The organism is Mycetocola spongiae (assembly GCF_020424085.1).
Classification (GTDB): Bacteria; Actinomycetota; Actinomycetes; order Actinomycetales; family Microbacteriaceae; genus Mycetocola; species Mycetocola spongiae.
Window position 1 is genome coordinate 2,968,485 of record NZ_CP080203.1, and the last position, 19,651, is coordinate 2,988,135.

General features: G+C 66.9%; 17 protein-coding genes and 1 tRNA gene. 15 read left to right on the forward strand and 3 right to left on the reverse strand.

The window, feature by feature from the left end; genetic code table 11:
* The first annotated feature begins 221 nt into the window (after positions 1-221).
* Both KXZ72_RS13655 and pth read left to right on the forward strand, forming a co-directional pair.
* On the forward strand, positions 222-809 hold the full coding sequence (locus KXZ72_RS13655) for a 50S ribosomal protein L25/general stress protein Ctc (protein ID WP_226081481.1): 588 nt from the start codon (positions 222-224) through the stop codon (positions 807-809).
* 176 nt (positions 810-985) lie between these two features.
* On the forward strand, positions 986-1,573 hold the full coding sequence (gene pth, locus KXZ72_RS13660; protein WP_226081482.1) for an aminoacyl-tRNA hydrolase: 588 nt from the start codon (positions 986-988) through the stop codon (positions 1,571-1,573).
* A 42-nt stretch (positions 1,574-1,615) separates the two neighbouring features.
* Here pth and KXZ72_RS13665 read toward each other — a convergent pair whose 3' ends face one another.
* Positions 1,616-1,984 (reverse strand): nuclear transport factor 2 family protein, encoded by a 369-nt coding sequence (locus KXZ72_RS13665; protein WP_226081483.1) that lies wholly within the window; start codon positions 1,982-1,984, stop codon positions 1,616-1,618.
* 270 nt (positions 1,985-2,254) lie between these two features.
* Here KXZ72_RS13665 and mfd point away from each other — a divergent pair, with 270 nt between their 5' ends.
* Together mfd and KXZ72_RS13675 are read left to right on the forward strand one after the other, a co-directional pair.
* Positions 2,255-5,863 (forward strand): transcription-repair coupling factor, encoded by a 3,609-nt coding sequence (gene mfd / locus KXZ72_RS13670; RefSeq protein ID WP_226081484.1) that lies wholly within the window; start codon positions 2,255-2,257, stop codon positions 5,861-5,863.
* A gap of 79 nt (positions 5,864-5,942) precedes the next feature.
* Entirely contained in the window at positions 5,943-7,532 is a 1,590-nt protein-coding gene (locus tag KXZ72_RS13675; RefSeq protein ID WP_226081485.1) for a glycosyltransferase family 39 protein, read from the forward strand.
* On the opposite strand, the gene KXZ72_RS13680 is transcribed toward KXZ72_RS13675, so the two are convergent.
* Together KXZ72_RS13680 and KXZ72_RS13685 are read right to left on the reverse strand one after the other, a co-directional pair.
* Positions 7,529-8,050 (reverse strand): GNAT family N-acetyltransferase, encoded by a 522-nt coding sequence (locus tag KXZ72_RS13680; RefSeq protein ID WP_226081486.1) that lies wholly within the window; start codon positions 8,048-8,050, stop codon positions 7,529-7,531. The two genes, KXZ72_RS13675 and KXZ72_RS13680, sit on opposite strands and share 4 nt — an antisense overlap.
* A 49-nt stretch (positions 8,051-8,099) precedes the next feature.
* Positions 8,100-9,248, reverse strand: a complete 1,149-nt coding sequence (locus KXZ72_RS13685; protein WP_226081487.1) for a Na+/H+ antiporter NhaA — start codon at positions 9,246-9,248, stop codon at positions 8,100-8,102.
* A 184-nt stretch (positions 9,249-9,432) separates the two neighbouring features.
* Here KXZ72_RS13685 and KXZ72_RS13690 point away from each other — a divergent pair, with 184 nt between their 5' ends.
* The 11 genes from KXZ72_RS13690 to KXZ72_RS13740 all read left to right on the forward strand — a co-directional run bounded on the left by KXZ72_RS13690 (position 9,433) and on the right by KXZ72_RS13740 (position 19,528).
* A complete protein-coding gene (locus KXZ72_RS13690) occupies positions 9,433-10,860 on the forward strand; it encodes an aldehyde dehydrogenase family protein (protein ID WP_226081488.1) in 1,428 nt (475 codons plus the stop codon).
* Positions 10,857-11,531, forward strand: a complete 675-nt coding sequence (locus KXZ72_RS13695) for a MazG nucleotide pyrophosphohydrolase domain-containing protein (protein ID WP_226081489.1) — start codon at positions 10,857-10,859, stop codon at positions 11,529-11,531. The genes KXZ72_RS13690 and KXZ72_RS13695 overlap by 4 nt, the downstream gene beginning before the upstream one ends.
* 51 nt (positions 11,532-11,582) lie before the next feature.
* On the forward strand, positions 11,583-12,878 hold the full coding sequence (gene hisS / locus KXZ72_RS13700; protein WP_226081490.1) for a histidine--tRNA ligase: 1,296 nt from the start codon (positions 11,583-11,585) through the stop codon (positions 12,876-12,878).
* Positions 12,879-12,931: 53 nt separating this feature from the next.
* Positions 12,932-14,212: a phosphopyruvate hydratase gene (gene eno, locus KXZ72_RS13705; protein ID WP_226081491.1), complete on the forward strand. Its 1,281-nt coding sequence runs from the start codon at positions 12,932-12,934 to the stop codon at positions 14,210-14,212.
* A 100-nt stretch (positions 14,213-14,312) separates the two neighbouring features.
* Entirely contained in the window at positions 14,313-14,762 is a 450-nt protein-coding gene (locus KXZ72_RS13710; RefSeq protein ID WP_226081492.1) for an FtsB family cell division protein, read from the forward strand.
* A 31-nt stretch (positions 14,763-14,793) separates the two neighbouring features.
* Positions 14,794-15,315, forward strand: a complete 522-nt coding sequence (locus tag KXZ72_RS13715) for a DUF501 domain-containing protein (protein ID WP_226081493.1) — start codon at positions 14,794-14,796, stop codon at positions 15,313-15,315.
* 203 nt (positions 15,316-15,518) lie between these two features.
* Positions 15,519-17,018 (forward strand): NAD(P)/FAD-dependent oxidoreductase, encoded by a 1,500-nt coding sequence (locus KXZ72_RS13720; protein ID WP_226081494.1) that lies wholly within the window; start codon positions 15,519-15,521, stop codon positions 17,016-17,018.
* A gap of 155 nt (positions 17,019-17,173) precedes the next feature.
* A tRNA-Leu gene (locus tag KXZ72_RS13725) sits at positions 17,174-17,246 on the forward strand.
* A 66-nt stretch (positions 17,247-17,312) separates the two neighbouring features.
* On the forward strand, positions 17,313-17,615 hold the full coding sequence (locus KXZ72_RS13730) for a putative quinol monooxygenase (RefSeq protein WP_226081495.1): 303 nt from the start codon (positions 17,313-17,315) through the stop codon (positions 17,613-17,615).
* Positions 17,616-17,758: 143 nt separating this feature from the next.
* Positions 17,759-18,526 carry an ankyrin repeat domain-containing protein gene (locus tag KXZ72_RS13735; protein ID WP_226081496.1) on the forward strand — a complete coding sequence of 256 codons (768 nt, stop codon included), beginning with the start codon at positions 17,759-17,761 and terminating at the stop codon, positions 18,524-18,526.
* Between the two features lie 162 nt (positions 18,527-18,688).
* Positions 18,689-19,528 carry an alpha/beta fold hydrolase gene (locus tag KXZ72_RS13740; protein WP_226081497.1) on the forward strand — a complete coding sequence of 280 codons (840 nt, stop codon included), beginning with the start codon at positions 18,689-18,691 and terminating at the stop codon, positions 19,526-19,528.
* Positions 19,529-19,651 lie beyond the last annotated feature (123 nt).

Here is a 19,651-nt window from a genome sequence, read left to right on the forward strand (position 1 = left end):
CGGGCGCCGCCGCGTGCTGCCCGGGGCCGCGGTCCCGGGCGCAATTTCGCGCTCCGCCCGCGGTGGGCTAGACTGCTGAGGTACTTCGGCGAGGGCCGAACCCCCCTGTGGGTTCCGGCCGTTATCGACGCGGTGGGCAAGGCCTCGGCTTTTCCTCACGCTGATATGCGTTCGAGTTGAAATCTATCCCGGGTCGCCTCGGCCCCAATTAAGGAGTAATCATGGCTGATAACAGCTATAAGCTTGAAGCAGAGCTTCGCACCAGCTTCGGTAAGGGTGCGGCTCGCAAGCTCCGCGTCCTCGGCAAGATCCCCGCCGTTATCTACGGTCACGGTTCCGAGCCCAAGCACGTTTCGCTGCCCGCCCACGCCACCGGCCTGATCGTTCGCCAGTCGAACGCACTGATCACGCTCGACATCGAGGGCAACGAGGAGCTCGTTCTGGTTCGCGATATCCAGAAGGACCCCGTACTGCGCATCATCGAGCACATCGACCTCGCCGTCATCAAGAAGGGCGAAAAGGTTGAGGTTGAGGTTCCGATCCACGTTGAGGGTCAGGCCGCACCGTCCACCTTCGTCTCGGTGGACACCAACACCCTGCGTCTGCTGGTTTCGGCCATCGACATCCCGAATAACGTTGTCGTGTCGATCGAGGGCCTGGGCGAGGGACAGCACGTCTTCGCCAAGGACGTTGTTCTGCCCGCCGGCGCCGAGCTCGCCGATGAGGGAGACATCCTGATCATCAACGTCTCCGCCGCCGCGGTGAACGAGGAGCCCGCCGAGGCAGCAGCCGAGGCCGCCGCCGAGTAATCTCGGATCGGTTTCTTCCCCGGAAGACCCAGACCGGTCGGATCCGCGCCTCACGGCGCGCGGTCCGGCCGGTTTTTTGGTGCCCGGGGCCGGGAGGCTAGGGTAGTGGCATGACAGATCGGGCTGGCGGACGCCGCCTATGGACCCAAATTTTTCGGCGAAAGGCTCACGTTCCCGTGGCAGCAGCAGATACCTGGCTTGTGATTGGCCTCGGCAACCCCGGCCCCCAGTATGAGCGCACGCGCCATAACATCGGCCAGATGGTCGCGGCGGTACTCGCGGCCCGGCTCGGGCAGGCGTTTAAGCGTCACCGCAGCGGTGCCCAGGTATCCGAGGGCTTCCTGCGACCGGGCGGGCCCAAGCTGGTGGTGGCCACGCTCACCAGCTATATGAATGTTTCGGGTAAGCAGACCGCCGCCCTGGCGCAGTTTTATAGCGTTCCGGCCGAGCGCATCATCGTGGTGCATGATGAGCTGGATATTCCGTTTGATTCGATCAAGATTAAGATCGGCGGCGGACACGGCGGCCATAACGGTCTGCGCGATATCGCGGCGGCGCTGGGTACCCCCGAGTTTCTGCGGGTGCGCACGGGCATCGGCCGCCCGCCGGGCCGACAGGACGCGGCCGATTTTGTGCTCGCGCCCTTTAGCGCCGAGGAGCGCAAGACGCTGCCGATCCTGATCGATGATGCCGCGGATGCCGTGGAACTCCTCGCCGAGGAGGGCCTGACGGCCGCGCAGCTGAAGTTTCATACCGGCAAATAATGCCGGGTGGTGGCCCCGCCCGCGCGGCGGGGCCACCGGGGCCTAGGCGTCGAGCGCCACCGAGAGCGAGGTGATCTCGCTCTCATCGCGGTTCAGGCTAAAGCGGAACGCGAGGTTCTCCGCGCCGGCCGGGAAGTCTCCCGAGACCCGGCTGAGCACCGTGAGCAGCCGGTTATCGCGCTCGATGCCAAAGCGGGTCACGCTATAGGCATAGCTCGGGGTGGCCTGCTTCAGCCATTCGATGACCTCGCCGTGGCCGCGGAAAACCCGCCCCGAGCGCGAGGTGATCTGGGCATCGGGGGCAAAAAGATCCAGGGCGGCCGGGGCGTTTTTATCGCCCAGGAGTGCGAGGAAGCGATCCACGGGCAGGGGGAGCTCGGTGGTCTCATCGAGCGGTGACTCTAAACTCATCGTGGGGGAGCCTTCTGTGTCGGGTTCACGCCAAAATTTGGGGGGTGCGTGATCGGTGGTTGAGCGGTCAGGCTAACACCGTTTTTTCGTCGACCAAAGGGGGCCTGTCCGGGATTGAATCACGTCGCGTCGGCTTCCCGGGCGCGGCGTCCCAAATCGGGCAAAAAAGCCCCCCAACCGGGGGTAATTATTACGAGTGTGGTGTTAACGCGGGGCAAAAACCAACCCGCGCGGGCCGCGGGTGTCGGTGGCGCGGATTAGACTTACTCGGTGATGCTTTCGGGTTTGATTTCCGCACTCTCGGGTGCCCCCTCGTTCCGTAATGCCCTCGGCTATGCGCCGCGGGATGCCGACTTCTCGGTCACCGAGGGGCTCCGCGCCCCGCTGCTGGCGGGGCTGCTTGCCGAGCGCGGGGCCGCGGGTGCCCCGCCCGCGCTCCTGGCCATCACCGCCACCGGGCGCGATTCCGAGTCCCTCATCGCGGCACTCGAATCCCTGCTGCCCGGGGGCCTCATCGTGGACTTCCCGGCCTGGGAGACCCTGCCGCATGAGCGCCTGAGCCCCTCCGCGGAGATCGTGGGGAAGCGCCTCGCCGCCCTGCGCAGCCTGCGCACCTGGGACGGCAAAACCCCGCTGGTGCTGGTGGCCTCGGTGCGCGCCGCGCTGCAACCCATCGCCGATAACCTCGCCGCGGGAGACCCGATCACCCTCGTGGCCGGGGGCCGCGGCTACGATCTACACGGCCTCGCCGCCGAGCTCGTGGAACTCGCCTATGCGCGCGTAGACATGGTGTCCCGCCGCGGCGAGTTTGCGCTGCGCGGCGGCATCCTCGACGTCTTCCCGCCCGTGGCCGATCACCCCTACCGGGTCGATTTTTTCGGCGATGAGGTCGAGCAGATCCGCGCGTTCTCGGTGGCCGATCAGCGCTCCCTGCCCGAGCCCATCCCGGGCCTGGAGCTGGGCCCGAGCCGCGAGCTGCTGCTCACGGCCCCCGTGCGCCAGCGCGCCCGGGAGATGCTGCACGAGTTCCCCAATCTCTCCTCGATGCTCGAAAAAATCTCCGAGGGTATCCCCGTGGAGGGCATGGAATCGCTGGCCCCCGCGCTCCTGGAGCGGCTCGTGAATCTGGGCCACTATCTGCCCGAGGGCACGGCCGTGGCCGTGATCGCCCCCGAGCGTGTCACCACGCGCGCCATCAGCCTGAGCGAGACCAACCGCGAGTTTCTCGCCGCCGCCTGGAATGCCGCCACGGCCGGGGCCGGCGCCCCAATCGACCTCGAGAGCGGAGAGTTCATCACGCTCGGGGCGTTCCGCGATTCGCTGAAATACTCCCGCCCGGGCGAGAGCGCGGGCGATCACCCGTGGTGGACGCTGAGCTCATTCCAGCAGGGCCCCGAGGATACCAACCTGATCGATGTGGACGCGATGCTGGAGATCCGCATCGATGCCGAGGCCGTGCCCACCTTCCACGGCAATGTGGAGGGCGCGATCGACCATATCGCCCAGCGCCTCGGCGAGGGCTGGAGCGTGGTGGTCTCGGCGCGCGGCGCGGGCCTCGTGGAGCGCGCCCGCGATGTACTCAGCGAGCGCGGGCTGGCCGCCCGCATGGTGGACTCCCTGCCCGCCGAGCTGGATACCGGTGTGGCCTATCTGGTGCAGGCCGCGGCCGAGCACGGCTTCGAGGAGACCGAGATTCGCCTGGCCCTGATCAGCGAGGCCGAGTTTTATGGCCGCGCGGTGGGCTACGATTCCCGGGCCGTAAAAAAGCTCGCCTCGCGCCGCAAAAACGTGGTGGACCCGCTCCAGCTCACGCCGGGCGATTTTGTGGTTCACCAGACCCACGGCATCGGAAAATTTGTGGAGCTCACCCAGCGCACCGTCTCGGGTGGCGGCCGCAATCCCACCAAAACCCTGCGCGAATATCTGGTGCTGGAATACGCGCCGAATAAGCGCGGCTATCCGGGCGATAAGCTCCTTGTTCCCACGGATCAGCTCGACCTCCTCTCGCGCTATGTGGGTGGCGAGGCCCCGCAGCTCTCCAAGATGGGCGGCTCGGATTGGTCCCAGGCCAAGAGCAAGGCGCGCAAGGCCGTGCGCGATATCGCGGTGGAGCTGGTGAAGCTCTATTCCGCGCGGATGGCCAGCCGCGGGCATGCCTTTGGCCCGGATACCCCGTGGCAGCGCGAGCTGGAGGAGGCGTTCCCGTTTGCGGAGACCCCCGATCAGCTCACCACCATCGAGGAGGTCAAGGCGGATATGGAGAAGTCCATTCCCATGGACCGCCTGCTCTCGGGAGACGTGGGCTTTGGTAAAACCGAGGTGGCGGTGCGCGCCGCGTTTAAGGCCATTCAGGACGGCAAGCAGGTGGCCATCCTGGTTCCCACCACCCTGCTCGTGAAGCAGCACTTCGAGACCTTCGCCGAGCGCTATGCCGGGTTCCCCATCCACCTGCGCGCGCTCAGCCGCTTCCAGACCGCAAAGGAGGCCAAGGAGGTCATCGACGGCCTGGAACGCGGCACCGTGGACCTGGTGATCGGAACCCATCGCCTGCTCACCGATAACGTGGTCTTTAAAGACCTCGGCCTCGTGATCATCGACGAGGAACAGCGCTTCGGTGTGGAGCATAAGGATAAGCTCAAAAAGCTTAAGACCAACGTGGATATCCTCGCGATGAGCGCCACCCCTATCCCGCGCACGTTGGAGATGGCCGTGACCGGCATCCGCGAAATGTCCACGCTGGCCACCCCGCCCGAGGAGCGCCAGCCCGTGCTGAGCTTTGTGGGGCCCTATAACGAAAAGCAGGTGGCCGCGTCGATTCGCCGCGAGCTGCTGCGCGAGGGGCAGATCTTTTTTGTCCATAACCGCGTGTCCAGCATCGGCCGGGTCGCGAGTCAGCTGGCCGAGCTGGTGCCCGAGGCGCGCATCGCGATCGCGCATGGTCAGCTCTCCGAGGCGCAGCTGGAGCAGGTGGTGGTGGATTTCTGGGAGCGCAAATTTGATGTGCTGGTGTGTACCACCATCATCGAGACCGGCCTGGATATCTCCAATGCCAATACCATCATCATCGATCGCGCCGATAAATACGGCCTGAGCCAGCTGCACCAGCTGCGCGGGCGCGTGGGCCGCGGGCGCGAGCGCGCCTATGCGTATTTCCTCTACGATCCGGCCAAGCCGCTCTCCGAGACCGCCCACGACCGCCTCGCCACCATCGCGGCCAATAACGAGCTCGGTGCGGGCATGCAGGTGGCGCTCAAGGATCTGGAGATCCGCGGGGCCGGCAACCTGCTGGGCGGCGAGCAGGCCGGACATATCGCGGGGGTGGGTTTTGACCTCTACCTGCGCATGGTGGGCGAGGCCGTGAGCACGTTCCGCGGCGACGATACCGAGGGCCCGGCCGAGCTGCGCCTTGAGCTCCCCATCGACGCCCATATCCCCGATGATTATGTGGATAGCGAACGGCTGCGCCTGGAGGCCTATCAGAAGCTGTCGAGTGCCGCCTCGGGCCAGGTGGTCGCCGATGTGGACCGCATCGACCTCGTGCTTGAGGAGCTGCGCGATCGCTATGGCGAGCCCCCGCAGGTGGTCCAAAACCTGATCGATATTGCGCGCCTGCGCCGCCGCGCCCAGGCCTCGGGCCTGAGCGATGTGGTCACGATGGGCTCCAATCTGCGCATCGCGCCCGCGCATCTGCCCGATTCGCTTCAGGCGCGGCTGCGGCGCATGTATCCCAGCGCCAAATACCTGGCCAATGGCGATGCCCTGGTGGTGCCGATGCCCGTGATCAACGGCGAGGCGCTGGCCGATGCCGAGCTGATCGCCTGGGTTCGCGAGCTGCTGGACGCGCTATTCCCGCTGCCGCGGGACGCCGCCGCGGGCTAGGCGGGTGGGCGCCAGCCTGGTAGGTGGGCGCGGGTCGGGCGGGCGCGGCGGGTGTGGTGGAACATGGTTGAATGAGTCGGTGACTACCGCCGTTTCCTCCCCGCCCCTGCCCGCGCCCGTTCCCCCCACGCGGGGCCGGATTCCGTGGCCGCTGCTGGTACTCCTGGGTGTGGCAGGCACGGCAATCTCCGTGACCGGTTCCTGGATCCCGTCGTTCTGGGGTGATGAGGCGGCGAGCATCATGTCGGCCGAGCGTTCCTGGGCCTCGCTCTGGCCCATGCTGGGCACGGTGGACGCGGTACACGGCTTATATTATGCGTTCCTGCACGTCTGGATCGATCTGTTTGGGGCGAGCCCGTTCTCGGTGCGCCTGCCCAGCGCGCTGGCCGTGGGGCTGGCCACCGCGAGCCTCGCGGTGCTGGGTGCCCGGCTCTCCCGCCCGGCCGTGGGCATCACCGCGGCGGCCCTGTTTGCCACGCTGCCGCGCACCACGTATTACGGCATGGAGACCCGCGCCTATGCGTTTACGATGGTGCTGGTGATCTGGCTGCTGCTGCTGTTGATCTCGCTGGTGGCGCGCCGCGAAACGCGCGTTCTGCCGTGGCTGGGTTTTGCCGCGCTTTTTGCGGTGGCCAATATTCTGTTTATCTATACGGTGCTTTTTGCCCTGGTTTTTGCCGCGATTGGGCTGCTGATGCGGCCCGGTGCCGCGACCGCGTGGCGCGGGGCCCTCTGGATCGGCGCCGGCGCGCTGGTCTCGCTCCCGGTGCTGGTTTTTGCCTATCTGGAACGCGAGCAGATCGCCTTCCTCCACTCCCGTAATGGCTTTACCGCGAAGGCTCTTTTTGAGACCCCGTGGTTCACCAATACCCTGCTGGCCTGGATCGGCTGGTCGGCGATCCTGATCGGGCTGCTGCTCGGGGTGATTACCCGGGTGCGCCTGCGGCGCGGCCTGGCCGTGCGCCCCGGCCTGGCCGCGGTATTTGCCCCGCGCAGCGAGGGCGGGGCCGCGCTGCCCACGGTGCTGAGCGTCGGCGTGATCTGGCTGGTGGTGCCCTCGCTGCTGCTCGCCGCGGGAACCCTCATCACCCCGCTCTATTCCCCGCGTTATCTGGCCTTCACCGCGCCGGCCGTGGCCCTGCTGATGGCGGTGGGAGTGGTGGCCCTGGCCCAGGCGCTGCGCGCGGCGTGGCTTGCGCCCCTGCTCACGCTCGCGATGATCGCGGCGACGATTCCCGTATATCTGGATCAGCGCACCCCGTTCCCGCGCAATGGTGGAACCGACTGGAATGCGATCGCCGATACCATGGACCGGCGCGCGCAGCCCGGGGATGCCGTGATCTTTGATTCCACCCCGATTAACGCCCGCAAGCCGCGGCTCGCGCTGCACCTCTACCCCGAGGCCTTTGCCGGGCTGGAGGATGTGGGCCTGCGCACGCGCTTTGATCTCACTGATGGGCTCTGGGACCGCAGCTATGGCCTGGACGATACCATCGCCCGGCTCGACGGGGCCACAACCGTATGGTTTGTGCAGGCCTCGGAGAAGTTCAGCACCGATCCCGAGCGCAGCGCCGAATATCTGCCCGCACTCGAGGCCGCGGGCTATACCGTGGTGGATTCGGTGCGGCATAACCAGTCGGAGATTTTTGAACTGCGCCTCGGCGGTTAGGCCAGCGGGCGCAACAGGATCGCGCTGTCATAGTTTTTCTCGGGCCAGCGCACGGTATCGGCCCGGGTGAATCCCCAGCGCTCATAGAGCGCAAGCAGATGGCTGGCCGGCTCGGCGGTATCGAGGCCAATCGAGGTGCATCCCGCGGCGCGGGCTGCCCGCAGGCCGGTCTCCCAGAGGATGCGGGCCAGGCCGGTTCCGCGCGCCCCGGGATCCACGGCAAGCTGGTTCAGCCAGGCTCGCCCCGGTACCCGTGCGGCGGGGGTGAGCGCCCGGATACCCGTGCCGGGAGGGATCGTCAGGGTGAGTGTTCCCAGCGGGGGAGCCGAGCGGTGCGGCCCGGGCGCCTCGGCGACCCAGCTGAGCCCACCCGCGCAGCGCTCCAGGGTGGTGCCCACGTCCTGATCCACCGCGGTGAAATTGAGCCCGCGCGCGCCGAGTTCGGCATAGGCGAGGTGCAGCATCCGGGTGAGCCCGGGGGCATCCGCGGGGTGGAACGGGCGTATCTGCGGCGGCATGCCCCCACCCTAGCGGTGCCGGGCGGGGCCGCCGCCGCAAATACTGTGATTATCCGCGCGTGATGGAGGCAGTGCGGCGCGCGCGCCGCGCGGCGAGGGTGAGCGCAATTGCGGAGGCGATCACGGCGAGGAGCGATCCCAGAAGCACCGCGAGGATACCCTGATCCTTCAGCGGGCCGTCACCCGTAAACGCGAGTTCGGTCATCAGCAGCGATACGGTGAATCCGATGCCGCCCAGCAGCGCCACCAGGACGATCTCGCCCGGGCGCATGCCCGAGCCGCCGCCGCGCATCACGGCGCTGCCCAGCAGGCCACCCGCGGTGATGCCCAGCAGCTTGCCCACCGGGAGGGCGATCAGGATGGCCCAGAACGGGGCGGAGAGTTCGGATACCGGCAGCTGCGGGATCATCACGAGCGTGGCGGAGAAGGCAAAGAGCGGCAGGACCAGCCCATTGGAGAACGGTTCCAGGCGGTGGGTCAGGCGCTGCGCGGGCAGCGCGGGCATCACCAGGCCCAGCAGGACACCGGCAATGGTGGCATGCACGCCGGACTGATAGACCAGCCCCCAGGTGAGCACGGCCAGCAGGATCAGCGCGCCGCCCAGGATGGGCCCGCCGCGGCGGGCGAAGATCCGCGAGAGGATCGCAAATGCGAGCAGCGAGAGCGCCGCAAAACCGAGCGCCAGCAGATCGGGATCGGCCGTGAAAAACACCGCGATGATGAGGATAGCCACGAGGTCATCCAGCACTGCCAGCGCGAGGAGGAATACCCGAATTCGGCTCGGCAGGCCGCGGCCAAACATCGCCAGGACCCCCACCGCAAACGCGATATCGGTCGCGGTGGGGATGGGCCAGCCGCCGGTTTCCCCGCTCGAGGAGGTCAGCAGCAGATAGAGTCCCGCGGGAATAATCACGCCCCCGAGGGCGGCGATGGCCGGGTGCAGTGCGCGGCGCACGCTATTAAGCTCACCCGTGGTCATCTCCTGCTTAAGCTCCACCGCGACGATAAAGAAAAACACGGCCAGCAGCCCATCGCTGATCCAATGGCCCACGCTGAGATCAAAGCCGGCCACGCCCAGGTGGGTGCCCTGGAGCCCGATCAGCCAGGGCCCGAGGGCGGTATTGGCCAGGAGGAGGCCCAGCACGGCGGCGCCAAGCAGGAGGGAGGCGCTAAAGCGCTCCGAACGTAGTCTGTTCATCAGGATTCCGATCGTAGAGGAAACACGTTCATGCGCGTTTCCTACTCATCCGTAACTTCGAATGCGAAGTTCACGTGCCGACCAGACTTCCCGGCTCACCGAACATCATCTTATCCTTCCCAGGCGTAACGCATAGGGTGGATCGCGGGCGACGCCCGTGTTGCTCGGCTCAAGGAGGCACAGCATGATCGTTTCACAGCAGGACTTTTCCGCGCTGGATGCGGAAAATCTGGTTCGGGACCGCCGCGCGTTTTTCCGTACCGGGGCCACCCACTCCTATCGCTGGCGGGTTGCCCAGCTCCGGGCCCTGCGCGCGATGCTGATCACGCACGGGCATGAGTTTGAACACACGCTCCTCGCCGATGTGGGCAAGGGCGCCACCGAGGCCCAGCTCACCGAGATTTCCTTTACCGTGGGCGAGATTGATCACACGCTGCGCCACCTGCGCCGCTGGCTGCGGCCGCGCCGCGTGGCCGCCCCGGTCTCGCTCGCGCCCGCCCGCGCCCGGATCATCCGCGAACCGCTGGGTGTGGCGCTGATCATCGGGCCGTGGAATTATCCGTTGCAGCTGCTCCTGGTGCCGCTGCTGGGCGCGCTGGCCGCGGGTAATACCGCCGTGGTGAAGCCCAGCGAGATGGCCCCGGCCACCTCGGCGCTGCTGGCGCGGCTGGTCCCGCGTTTTCTGGACGCGCGCGCGGTATCGATCGTGGAGGGCGCGGTTCCCGAGACCACGGCGCTGCTCGCGCAGCGCTTTGACCACATTTTTTATACGGGAAATGCCGTGGTGGGGCGGATCGTGGCGCGGGCCGCCGCCGAATACCTCACCCCCACCACGCTGGAACTCGGCGGCAAATCCCCGGTTTTCATCGATGAGTCGGCCAATCTGCGCGACGTGGCGCGCCGCCTGATCTGGGGCAAGATGACCAATGCGGGGCAAACCTGTGTGGCCCCCGATTATGTGCTGGCCAGCCCCAAGACCGCGGCGCTGCTGCTGCCCGAGCTGGGGGCGGCGATCACCGAGATGTATGGGCTGGACCCCGCGGCCTCGCCCGATTATGGCCGCATCGTGAACCGGCACCACTTCGACCGGCTCGGCGCGCTGCTGAGCGGGCAGAGCCCCCAGATCGGCGGGGAGTCCTCCGCCGAATCCCTGTATGTTGCGCCCACCGTGATCAACGGTGCCGATCCGGAGAGCGCCGTGATGGCCGAGGAGATCTTCGGCCCGATCCTCCCGATCGTGCACGTGGCGGGCGCGGAGGAGGCCATCGAGTTTATAAACGCGCGGGAGAAGCCGCTGGCGCTCTATCTGTTCTCGGAGAGTGCGCGGGTGCGCCGCCACTTCCTGCGCCGCACCTCCTCGGGTGGCGTGGGTGTGGGCATCCCGATTGCGCACCTCACGGTGCCCGGCCTGCCCTTTGGGGGAGTGGGCCAGAGCGGCCACGGCGCGTATCACGGTGAGGCCTCGATCACCACGTTTAGCCACGAAAAATCGGTGCTGATCAAGGGCACCCGGCCCGATACGCTGCGCCTGATCTATCCTCCCTATACCCTCGAGCGCAAGCGGCTCATCGCCGCGGTCATGCTGCGCGGGCGCCGGGGCGACACCCTATGACGGACGATCCCCGCGCCGCCGCCGAGCTTCCCGCGATGGGGGAGCTCGCGGCGGCGATGCACGAGGTCCGCGGGGACTGCGTCTGGTCGGCCTCGATGACCCACGAATCGCTGCTGCGCTATCTGCTGGAGGAATCACACGAGTTTCTGGAGGCGGTGCAGGCGGGGGATTCCGCGGGCATCCGCGAGGAACTCGGCGATCTGCTGCTGCAGGTGGTTTTTCATGCCGAAATCGCGGAGGGATTTGACCTCAACGACGTGGCCGCCGCCACCCGGGACAAGATGATCCGCCGCCACCCGCACGTATTTGGGTCGGAGAGCGCGGGCACCGTGGCCGAGGTGGAGAGCGTCTGGGGTGCCGCGAAGGCCCGCGAAAAGGCCGACCGTGCGGGGCTACTCGCGGGCATCGCGCCGACGCTGCCGGGCCTGGCCCGCGCCCAAAAGGTGGCCTCCCGGCTCGCGCGCTCGCCGCTCGGGGAGGGCGTGGACGCGCCCGCGCTCCCGGATACAGCGCTTCCGGAGTTCGCGGATGAGGCGGAGCTGGGGGAGCTGCTCTATGCGATTGCGCGGCGCTCCGAGCGGTTGGGCCTGGACGCCGAGTCGGCACTTCAGGGCGCCGTGGGAGACCTCGCGCGGAAGATTGCCGCGGCGGAGGCGGTAGCGCGGGACTAGCCGCGCCCGCCCGGTCGGCGCCGCGGGCACCCCTGTGCCAGAATTGGGGCTATGGCTTCCGTAACTGCGCCGCGCGGCATGCGCGATTTCCTCCCCGCCGATAAGGCCCGCCGCGAACACGCCCTCGGCGTCCTGCGCTCGGTATATCGCCGTTTTGGTTTTGACGAGATCGAGACCCCGGTGCTGGAAAACTTCGACCGCCTGCACTCCGGGCTCGGCGGCGATAACGAGAAGCTCGCCTATAACATCCTGCGCCGCGGGCTCGACGCCGACGCGCTGACCGCCGCGGCCGCCTCCGGCGACCTCTCGGCCCTGACCGATCTGGGCCTGCGATTTGATCTCACGGTGCCGCTCGCGCGGTTCTATGCCAGCCACCGCGCCGAGCTGCCCGGCGTTTTCCGCTCGATCCAGATCGCCCCGGTCTGGCGGGCCGAGCGCCCACAGAAGGGCCGTTTCCGTCAGTTTGTGCAGGCCGATATCGATATCATCGGCGAGCCCGGCATCCTCGCCGAGATCGAGCTGATCGCGGCCACCACGCGCGTGCTTGCCGAGCTGGGCGTGAGCGGCACCCGCGTGCGCATTAACGACCGCCGCCTGCTGATCGGCATGCTCGCGGGCTTTGGCTTTGCCGAGTCCGAATATGAGTCCGTGCTGATCACGATCGATAAGCTTGATAAGGTCGCCGCCGCCGGAGTGATCGCCGAGCTGCGCGAGCGCGGGGCCACCGCCGCCGCCGTGGATGCCCTCGATCAGTACCTGGGCTCCGAGCGCCCCGCGGCCGAGGGATTCACGGTCGCCTCGATTGCCGCGAGCCTCCCCGCCGGGGCCGATCCCGCGGTGATCGCGGAACTCGCCGAGATCGGTGCCGCCGTGGATGCCGCGCGCGAGGATCCCTCCGCGCCCTCCAGCCTGCTCTTTGACCCGTTCCTCGTGCGCGGCATGGGCTATTACACCGGGCCGATCTTCGAGATTGAACACCCCGAGCTGGGCTATTCCCTGGGGGGCGGCGGCCGCTATGACGGCATGATCGGCCGCTTCCTCGGCCAGGATGTTCCGGCCGCCGGTTTCTCGATTGGCTTCGAGCGGATCGTGGATCTGATCGCGCTGGACCCGGCCGATGCCGAGAACTCCGTGGTCCTGGTCTATGACAAGAATGTGGCCCCCGGGCACCTGCTTGCGCTGAAAAACGAGCTCGCGGCTCGCGGGCTGCGGGTACGCCTGGACAAACGTGCAAAGAACTTCACCGCCCTGCTTGCCCGCGCGGCCGACGCGGGCTATGGATCCTTCGCCACCGTGACTTCCGAGACCGCTTCCGCCGCGGATCTGGACATAAAACCGCTCGCCTAGCGCGCACCCCCGGATACACTGGGACCTAAGCCCCCTACAGAGGAGATACAACTGTGGCACTTGTTGAATTTGTAACCGCTCGCGAAATTCTTGACTCCCGTGGAAACCCCACGGTTGAGGTCGAGGTCGGCCTGGACGACGGCTCCTTCAGCCGCGCCGCCGTACCCTCCGGTGCGTCCACCGGTGCCTTCGAGGCCTATGAGCTGCGCGACGGCGACAAGGACCGCTATCAGGGCAAGGGTGTTCTCAAGGCCGTGGAGGCCGTCATCGAGGAACTCGCTCCCGCCATCGAGGGCCTGCCCGCCGATGACCAGCGCATCATCGACCAGACGCTGATCGCGCTGGACGGCACCGATAATAAAAAGCGTGTGGGTGCCAACTCGATCCTCGGCGTGAGCCTCGCCGTGGCCCGCGCCGCCGCCGACTCCTCGGGTCTGCCCCTGTACCGCTACCTCGGCGGCCCGAACGCGCACGTGCTGCCCGTTCCCCTCATGAACGTCATCAACGGTGGTTCGCACGCCGATACCTCCGTGGACATCCAGGAGTTCTTCCTGGTTCCCCAGGGTGCCGAGTCCTTCAGCGAGGCATTGCGCTGGGGCACCGAGATCTACCACGTCCTCAAGGGTGAGCTCAAGGCCAATGGCCTCGCCACCGGCCTCGGCGATGAGGGTGGCTTCGCCCCCGACCTCGCGAGCAACCGCGCCGCCCTGGACTTCCTGATGGCCGCGATCGAGAAGGCCGGCTATACCCCCGGCAAGGACATCACGCTGGGCCTGGATGTGGCCTCCTCCGAGTTCTACCGCGAGGGTGCCTACCAGTTCGAGGGCAAGGCGCGCAGCGCCGCCGAGATGACCTCCTACTACGCCGACCTGGTCGCCAACTACCCGATGGCCACCATCGAGGACCCGCTGGACGAGGACGACTGGGATGGCTATTCCATCCTCACCGCCGAGCTGGGCAAGAAGGTTCAGATCGTCGGCGACGACCTGTTTGTCACCAACCCGGTGCGCCTGTCCAAGGGAATCCAGCGCGGCGATGCCAACTCGCTGCTCGTGAAGGTCAACCAGATCGGTACCCTCACCGAGACCCTCGACGCCGTGTCGATGGCGCAGAACGCCGGCTATACCGCGATCCTCTCGCACCGCTCCGGCGAGACCGAGGACACCACGATCGCCGACCTCGCCGTGGCCACCAACTGTGGTCAGATCAAGACCGGCGCCCCGGCCCGCTCCGAGCGAGTTGCCAAGTACAACCAGCTCCTGCGCATCGAGGAGGAGCTCGACACCGCCGCCGTTTACGCGGGTCGCGGAGCTTTCCCCCGCTTCCAGGCGTAGGCTTAAGCCAGACGTGAATCGCCCCCGGGTGGTGGCCGCAGAAATTGCGTGCCGTCTCCCGGGGGCGCTTTTTTGATCCGCTAGATAAAGGAGCGCCCGCATGACGAGCACCACCGAGAGCACCGCAGCCCGCGCCGGCTGGGTGCGCCGCCTGCGGTTTTCCGGGTTCTCGGCGATCATGCTCGGCGTGATCATCGTGGGTGTGCTGATCGTGGCCCCGAACCTCAAAATGTATGTGGAGCAGCGCCAGCAGATCGCGGCGCTGGAAAAGCTTGTGGCCGAGGATAAAACCGTGGTGAAGGACCTCACCGCGGAGCGGCAGCGCTGGAACGATAAAACCTATATTGAAACCCAGGCCCGGGATCGCCTGTATTATGTGAATCCCGGAGAGATCACGTTTATTGTAAAAAACGATCTTGACCCGGGGCGGCTTGGCGGCTCCCAACCGCCCATCAGCGAAGAGGTTCAGGCCACCAGTTCCGATTGGTCCCGCGGCCTCCTGGGGTCCTTCCTGGAGGCGGGGCTCGGAGAAAACGCCCCCACCCCCTAACTCACCCGTAGAACAAAGCGAGATTTCTGTCATGACCACCCCGCCCTTTGACCCGGTAACCGAACGCGATATCGCGATTGTCAGCGCGCAGCTGGGCCGCCCGGCCCGCGATGTGGTGGGAATCTCCGCGCGCTGCGTTTGCGGTGCACCCACCGTGGTCTCCACCGCCCCGCGCCTGGCCGATGGCACGCCGTTCCCCACGTTTTATTACCTGTGCCACCCGGCGGCCACCGCGTCGATCTCGCAGCTTGAGGCCGAGCATGTCATGAACGAATTTAACGACCTCCTGGCCGAGGATGAGGAGCTGCGCGCGCAGTATGGCCGCGCGCATGAGGCGTTCCTCGCCGACCGCCTGCAGATCGCCGACGTGGAGGAGGTTGCGGGAATCTCCGCCGGCGGAATGCCCGTGCGCGTGAAGTGCCTGCACGCCCTCGCCGGTCACGCCCTCGCCGCGGGCCCCGGAGTCAACCCGATTGGTGACCTCGCGCTGGAGCGCGCTACCTGGTCTCCCGAGGTCTGCCAGTGCCCCGATTATGGGGTGGACCCGGCCTAAGCCCCGGGTTTCCGGCCCCTCCGGGCTCACAGGGTTTATCCAGCTGCACATCCTGCCGAATCTGACTTGCGGTCTGACCCCGGGTCGCGGCAGTGATATCGTTATTATGCTCGGCGCCAGCGATGATGCCGGCACGAGATGCGGATGGCAGCGAGGGAACCCCGTATTTTGACCTACACACCTCTATCAGGAGAATTGTCACAGTGCCTAAAATATTGATCGTCGGTGGCGGCTATGCGGGTTTTTATACCGCTTGGAAGCTGGAAAAGCACCTTCGCAACGGTGAGGCCGAGGTCACGATGGTTGACCCGCTGCCGTATATGACCTATCAGCCCTTCCTTCCCGAGGTGGCCGCGGGCTCGATCGAGCCGCGTCACGCGGTGGTCGCCCACCGTCGCCACCTGAAGAAGACCAATGTGGTCACCGCCAAGGTCACCTATATCAACCACGCCGAGAAGAAGGCCACGATTCAGCCGCCGCTCGGCGAGGCCTATGACTTCGAGTATGACCAGATTGTCATCACCGCCGGTGCCGTCTCGCGTACCTTCCCGATTCCGGGTGTCGCCGATGAGGCCCTGGGTCTGAAGACCATCGAGGAGGCCGTCGCGATCCGCGACCGCATGCTCACCAATTTTGATCGTGCCGCCCAGCTGCCCGCCGGTGCCCTGCGCGATCGCCTGCTCACCGTGACCGTGGTGGGTGGAGGATTTGCCGGTATTGAGGTCTTCGCCGAGCTGCGTAGCTTCGCCTCCGCGCTGATCAAGTTCTACCCGCAGCTCACGTTTGACGATATCCACTTCAACCTGGTTGAGGCCGCCCCGCGCATCATGCCCGAGGTTTCGCTGGAGACCAGCCACTGGGTGCTGAAGAACCTCGCCGAGCGTGGCGCCAAGGTATACCTGGAGACCCAGTTCTCGTCCTGCGTGGACGGCAATGTGGAGCTCTCGGACGGCACCAAGTTTGAGTCGGACCTGATCATCTGGACCGCCGGTGTTATGGCGACCCCGCAGATCGTCCGCAATACCGATCTTCCCGTCGAGGGCCGTGGCCGCCTGGTCACCCGCGCCGACCTGCGTATCGGTACCGAGGACGAGATCTTCGAGGGTGCCTGGGGTGCCGGTGACGTCACCGCCGTTCCCGATCTCTCGGGTGGCGGAGTGGGCGGCATGTGCGTTCCCAACGCGCAGCACGCCGTGCGTCAGGGCCGCCTGCTGGCCAAGAACGTCGTGGCGGTCCTGCGCGGCGAGCAGCCCAAGCAGTACCTGCACAAGAACATGGGTGCGGTTGCCGGCCTCGGTATCGGCATCGGAGTCTTCCAGTCGGGCAAGTTCTCGATGAAGGGCTTCCTCGCCTGGGTCGCGCACCGCGGCTACCACGGTCTGGCCATGCCGACCTGGGAGCGCAAGTGGCGCGTCATCTGGGGCTGGTGGCACAACGTATGGCTCGGCCGCGACATCGTGGGCCTGAGCGCCACGCTGACGCCGCGTCGCGCATTTGAGGAGTTTGCCTCGCGTCCCAAGCCCGCCGAGGCACCGGCCCCCGAGGCCGCCGCCCCCAAGGCGGAGCCCAAGGCCAAGGCCGCACCGGCCAAGAAGGCCGCCGCCAAGGACGAGGCAGCCCCCGCCGCCGAGGTTAAGGCCCCCGCGGCCAAGAAGCCCGCGGCGAAGAAGGCTCCGGCCAAGAAGGCCGAGGAGACCAAGTAGTTTTTGGTCTGCTCCGAGGCGGCGATATTTTCCACCGGTGGTGGGGAGTATCGCCGCCTTTGCCGTGCGGCGCGCGCGAGCGGGCCGACCCCGATCCCCACGCGGCGGGGATCGCGCGGCCCATCCCGTAGACTAAATTCGGCGCTCACGCGCTTGCCCCCATAGTCCAATGGCAGAGACAGGCGACTTAAAATCGCTCCAGTGTGGGTTCGAGTCCCACTGGGGGTACCGTCAGGGCCCAGGATCATCACGATCCTGGGCCCTTTTGACCCTCCGCCGTGCTAGATTCTGAGCGTGTCCATCATTACGCTGAACGGCCGGCTAATCTGCGAGAACCAGGAGCAGAGTGCGCGGGTACGCGCCCATCTGCCGCGCCATCTCGAGCTGACCCGGGCCGAGCCCGGGTGCCTGCATTTTGAGGTGCGGAAAAGCGATGATCCCCTGGTCTGGGACGTGACCGAGCGCTTTATCGATGCCGCAAGTTTTGCCGCGCATCAGGCGCGCGTGGGGGCGAGCGAATGGGGTCGGGAGACCGCCGGGATCGCCCGCGATTATCGGATCACGGGGCTTGACGCTGCCGGGCCGGGCGCGGCTTAGGCCGGGACCGCTCGGGGGCATCCGACACCCGCGGCGTCACATTTGAACCGTTATCAGGGTCGTATCAGGGGCCCCGGGTAGCGTGACGGGACCGGCCGCCGCGGGGATACCCCGCATGGCGACCCGACACAAAGGAAAGACAGATGATCGACACCCGAAGCCCGCGCGCCCGCGTGGGTACGGCGCTCGGTGGCGGCGCACTCGCGCTGTTCCTGCTCGCCGGATGTGCCAGCAAACCGGAGACAGCCATGACCCCCACCCCCGAAGCCTCCTCCTCCGCGCCCGCCGCCGCGGAAATCCCCGCCGAGACGCCCGAGGCCAATGCGCGCCTCTTTGACGCGGTCGCCGCGAATAACCCCGAGGCCATCGCGCAGGCCCTCGCCGACGGGGCCAACCTCGAATCCCGTAACGACCGCAATCAGACCCCCGTGATCGCGGCCACCAAATCCCAGCTCGATGACGCCGCGGAGGCCCTGATCCTGGCCGGCGCCGACGTGAACGCGAAGGACGATCTCCAGGACAGCGCCTATCTTTATGCCGGGGCCGAGGGCTATAACCGGATCCTGGAGCTCACCATCGCACACGGTGCCGAGCTGGAGAGCGTGAACCGCTACGGCGGCACCGCGATCATCCCCGCCGCGGAGCACGGTTATGCCGATACCATTCAGATCCTGCTGGACGCCGGGATCAACCCCAACCACATTAATAATCCCGGTTGGACCGCCCTCCAGGAGGCGGTGCTGCTCGGCACCGACGGCGAGAACCACCAGGAGAGCGTGCGCCGCCTGATCGCCGGGGGCGCGGACGTAAACCTGCGCGATAAGCGCGGAAGCACCCCGCTTAATAACGCCCTGAATAACGGCTTTAGCAATCTCGCGGCGCTGATTTCAGCGGCCGGCGGCCACCGCTAAGATACCCGCCGGGCCGCCGTCCGCCCGCGGGCGGACGGCGGTATTTTCCCGCGCAGGATACTCGCGGCAAGCCCTGAGAGAACACCCTTTATTCGGCGCGCCCGCGGGGTTATCCTGGAATCTATCGGCGCCACGGATCGACGCCGGAAAGGTCAGAGCGTCATGTCGATCACGTCCCTGAGTCCCGCCTCCCGTCTCCTCCCCACCGCGCTGGGCCCCGTCGAATATGCCGAGCGCGGCAGCGGTATCCCGCTGATCGTCCTGCACGGCACCTCGGGGGGCTATGATCAGGGGCTGCTGCTCGCCGATGTCCTGGGGGAGGATTCCGGCGTGCGCGTGATCGCGCTCTCGCGCCCCGGCTATCTGCGCACCCCACTGTCCACCGCCCCCGGCCCGCTCGCACAGGGTGCCCTGGTGCACGCGGTGTTGGATGAGCTGGGAATCGAGCGTGCCGCGGTCGCGGGCGTGTCCGCGGGCGGCATGGCCGCGCTCTGGGCCGCCGCGCGCGATCCCGAGCGGATTGGTGCACTGGTGCTGATCGAGGCGCTTGTGCGCCGCCAGAATATTCGGGGATCCGCGCTGGTGGACCTGCTGCTGACCCGCCGCGGCATCGCCCGGGCCGCGGTCTCCGCGCCCGTGCAGCTCGCGATGACCCGCTGCGTGGAGCCCGCCGCGGATGGCTGGGACCCGCGCCGCCATGTGCGCCGGATGACCGCCGCCACCTTCCCCTATCGCCCGCGGATGGCGGGCAGCGCAAGCGATGTGGAATATGCGCAGAGTTTTATCGCGCCGCCCGCCCGCGACCTGACGCTTCCCACGCTCATCCTGCACGGCGATCGCGATCGGGTGGTGCCCGCCGCCGCCGCGCGGGAGCTATCCGAACTCCTCCCCGATGCCCGCTATCGGGAGATTTCCGGGGCGGATCACCTGGGCACCGTGCCCTCGCATACCGTGCGCCGGGAGATTCCGGCGTTCCTGCGCGAGCGCTTCCCGCACGCATAAGAACTGTTCAGCAGGCACTTACCCGGCGTTAAGACTGGCGCGTTAATCTCGTTTCAGGTCGGCGGGTGAAAGCCCGACGATCACCAAAATTAGGCTCCGATCGGCCGTGTCCGGTCGTGGGCC